The following is an 878-nucleotide window of genomic DNA, read 5'->3' on the forward strand; positions in this document are numbered from 1 at the left end:
GACCGCCCGACGTGGTCTGCTGCACCAGATCCCCGTCACGCGTGTACTCGGTGACCGTCCCCTTCGCATCCGTCAGCGTGTAGTGCCCGCCGCCCAGCGCGTGGTAGGTCTGCGCCGCGGACTCGTCGTTCCCCTGCCACTGCTTGATTTCGTTGCCGTCGGCGTCATACAGCACGTGCTCGTCACCGGTCGTCGCGACGTAATGGTCGCCCCGGTACGCGAACGTCGTCTCCTGCCCGCCCGCCGTCGTCTGCCGCACCAGACGCCCGTCACCCGTGTACTCGGTGACCGTCCCCTTCTGGTCCGTCAGCGTGTAACCGCCGCTCTCCAACGGGTGGTAGAGCTGCGCCGACGACTCGTCGCCACCCTCCCACTGCTTGACCTCGTGCCCCTGACCGTCGTACAGCACATGCTCGTCGCCGGTCGTCGCCACGTAGTCGTCGCCCCGGTACGCGAACGTCGTGTGCTGACCGCCCACCGTGGTCTGCTGCACCAGACGCCCGCCGTCCGCGTACTCGGTGACCGTGCCCTTCGGATCCGTCAGCGTGTAGTCGCCGTTCCCCAACTCGTGGTACGACTGCGCCGACGACTCGTCGTTCCCCTGCCACTGCTTGACCTCATGCCCGGACCCGTCGTACAGCACGTGCTCGTCGCCGGTCGTCCCGACGTAGTCGTCCCCCCGGTACTGAAACGTCGTGACGTGACCGTCCACCGTCGTCTGCCGAACCAGATCACCGTCAGCGGAATACTCCGTCACCAACCCCTTCGGGTTGGTCAACGTGTAGCCCCCGTTCCCGAGCCTGTGGTACGCCAGCGCCGACGACTCGTCGCTGCCCTGCCACTGCTTGACCTCAGCACCGTGGCTGTCGTACAAGACA

1 protein-coding gene is annotated in these 878 nt (G+C 66.7%); it reads right to left on the reverse strand.

The window, feature by feature from the left end:
- Positions 1-878 (reverse strand): hypothetical protein (locus tag Aru02nite_RS29325; RefSeq protein WP_203663126.1); only part of this gene is annotated, 878 nt, incomplete at both ends.

Origin of the sequence: Actinocatenispora rupis (genome assembly GCF_016861975.1) — a bacterium.
In the GTDB taxonomy this organism is placed as follows: domain Bacteria; phylum Actinomycetota; class Actinomycetes; order Mycobacteriales; family Micromonosporaceae; genus Actinocatenispora; species Actinocatenispora rupis.